Source organism: Bacillus sp. CGMCC 1.60114 (assembly GCF_042676365.1).
GTDB lineage: Bacteria > Bacillota > Bacilli > Bacillales > Bacillaceae_G > Bacillus_A > Bacillus_A rhizoplanae_A.
In genome coordinates, this window is sequence record NZ_JBHTHG010000102.1 from 1 (window position 1) to 2318 (window position 2318).

General features: G+C 38.5%; 2 protein-coding genes and 1 pseudogene. 1 reads left to right on the forward strand and 2 read right to left on the reverse strand.

Annotation, left to right across the window (positions count from 1 at the left end; translation table 11 throughout):
* Positions 1–305, reverse strand: a 305-nt coding sequence (locus tag ACFQZ1_RS14570) for a recombinase family protein (RefSeq protein ID WP_377882903.1), incomplete at its 3' end; no start/stop codon positions are given.
* Between the two features lie 353 nt (positions 306–658).
* A complete protein-coding gene (locus tag ACFQZ1_RS14575; RefSeq protein ID WP_377882904.1) occupies positions 659–2032 on the reverse strand; it encodes an alpha/beta hydrolase family protein in 1374 nt (457 codons plus the stop codon).
* A 139-nt stretch (positions 2033–2171) separates the two neighbouring features.
* Between ACFQZ1_RS14575 and ACFQZ1_RS14580 the strand changes: the two are divergent.
* Positions 2172–2318: pseudogene (locus ACFQZ1_RS14580) on the forward strand (IS6 family transposase); the annotation flags it as partial.

The following is a 2318-nucleotide window of genomic DNA, read 5'->3' on the forward strand; positions in this document are numbered from 1 at the left end:
ACGTTAATGTATGGTTCCTTTATAAATTGTAAATTTACTTTATGTTTTTCGTAATATCTAAATTCTTCTAATGTATCATTCATATTTCTTCCAAGTCTTGTCAACGAGTCAAACACAATCGTGTCTCCTGTACGAGCAAAACGTTTTAGCATTTGATAATTCTCTCGCTCCATATTTTTTCCAGATTCTTTATCAATGAAAATATCTCGATCCTCTATTCCTAAATCCTTCATATTCTGAATTTGTCGTTCTTCATTTTGATCTTTACTTGAAACTCGTACATATCCAAATTTTTTATGTTTCATATGCTACACCTCACTGTTAATTTTACCAAATATGTCCGTAAAGATATACGAAAAATACGGATGTCTGTAAAGTGAGAAATAGACATTTATAGATGTGGTTTTTTATAGTATTCTATATATCTGTAAAGGTATACTTTTAAGGATACTATAAACGTTTATTAAATATCTATGACCTTTATAAAATCCTTAGCGTACAATTTTCTTAAAATGATATGGTGACCCCTTCTAGGGTTTCCAAGAGAAAAAATAGAGTACAAATCAGGGAAACTATTTTATAAAATGATAATAAAATTGTTGAATTTTCAAAAAAGCCTTCACGCAATGATGATTGCCTGAAGGCTTTTGATGTTTTCTTATTTTTTTGTCTCGTTGACCCATGTAATAATGTCCTGGATGACGTACTCGGGAACATTTGCAGGGATTTCGTACTCACTTGGAAGACTCAATTCCCCGTCACCCTCCGTGAAGAAATGATTCAATTTCGGGTATTCTTTGAACTGAACATTCCCACGGTTTGAAAGTCCTTCCTGCCATTTTGTATATTCATCTTTTACTGTTACTTGATAATCGCGTGCCCCTTGCAGAATCAGTAAAGGCTCTTTTCGTGATTTTGCCTCCTCAACTGGACGCCACCTAGAAACATCATACATAAAATGAGGAGACGGAAAATTGTAGCCAGCTGGCGGATGGTCAGGATTGAAAGTAGGATCCAGGATAAAAGCGAACTGTCTTTTTAGTTCATCGATTTCTTCCTTTGGTGCCCCAAGGTATTGATTCTGATCAATGGCAATGTCAGTCAAAGGGCGTGCAGGTGGTGCGAGTAAGATACTTCCTCGGACAAGTGAGGAAGGCGCTTTGCTCAGTATACGCGGCATTGTGCCAGCTCCTAGGCTATGTCCGAGAATGAAAATATTATTTGGATCAATGCCTTCCTGCTGCGCTGCTGATTTTGCTGCATATATGGCATCATCTGTAGTATCACGGTCTAACGTAACAGGTTCTGCACTCATCTTTAATGCATGTTCTAAGGTACGTTTTTCATAGCGCAACACTGCAATTCCGTTGGATGAAAGGCCCACCGCAAGGTCTCGTAAGATTTTTGTTCCCAAATAGGTAGCATCGCGATCATGGATGCCAGCACCATGAACAAGAACAACGACGGGTACCTTTTCACCAGGCTTATGTTTCGGAACCGTTAATGTGGCTGGTAACGGATAAGTAGAATTTCCAATGACGATTTCACGTTCTTGATAGGAAGCAGGTTGATCATAGCTAGGGTGCGGGATGGTATAAGATTCCTGGGGCTGCCTTTCCCCAACTTCATCTACTTTCCCGCCAGGTGTGAATTTAATGAGTAGCGGTATGGTAGTTCCTTTAATAGCTCCTGAAATTTCCACCGTCTGATGGACCAAGTTTCGTTCTTTTATTACAGGTGTTCCCATGATTTTTATCCCACTTTGTGTCCACCAGTTTTGTAATGTGTTCGCTGTAAACTTGGATTGGAAAGCAGCAGACGTCAACTGGAGTGCCTCTGCATACTTACCTTGCTGGAGATATTCAAAGAATAATGATGTACGCTCCGTTAAAGAGACTAATTTCTTTTCTGCAGATTGTTCCTCACGTGTATCTGCGTGAATAGCTGTTGTAAGCGGGAAAGATGAAACGCCTAAAGAAAAGAGTAGGATAAAGGAAAGTGCTGATTTTTGTATTTTCTTTTTTTTATTCATGTTTTAACCTCCAATATGTGATGGTAAAAAAACAGGTATGGTAATTAGGGTTCTGGTGCAAAAACTTCAAAATATCTGCAAGTAATCTCCCAAACTTGGACATACTGATACTAGTACTCTAAAAAGGGGCGTGATCAGTATGGAAAAACAAAATTTATTCAAGTGGAAACATTATCAACCCAATATTATTCTTCTTACTGTCAGATGGTACCTACGGTACAACTTGAGCTTTCGTAACCTTGTGGAAATGATGGAGGAACGAGGATTATCGATGGCTCATACGACC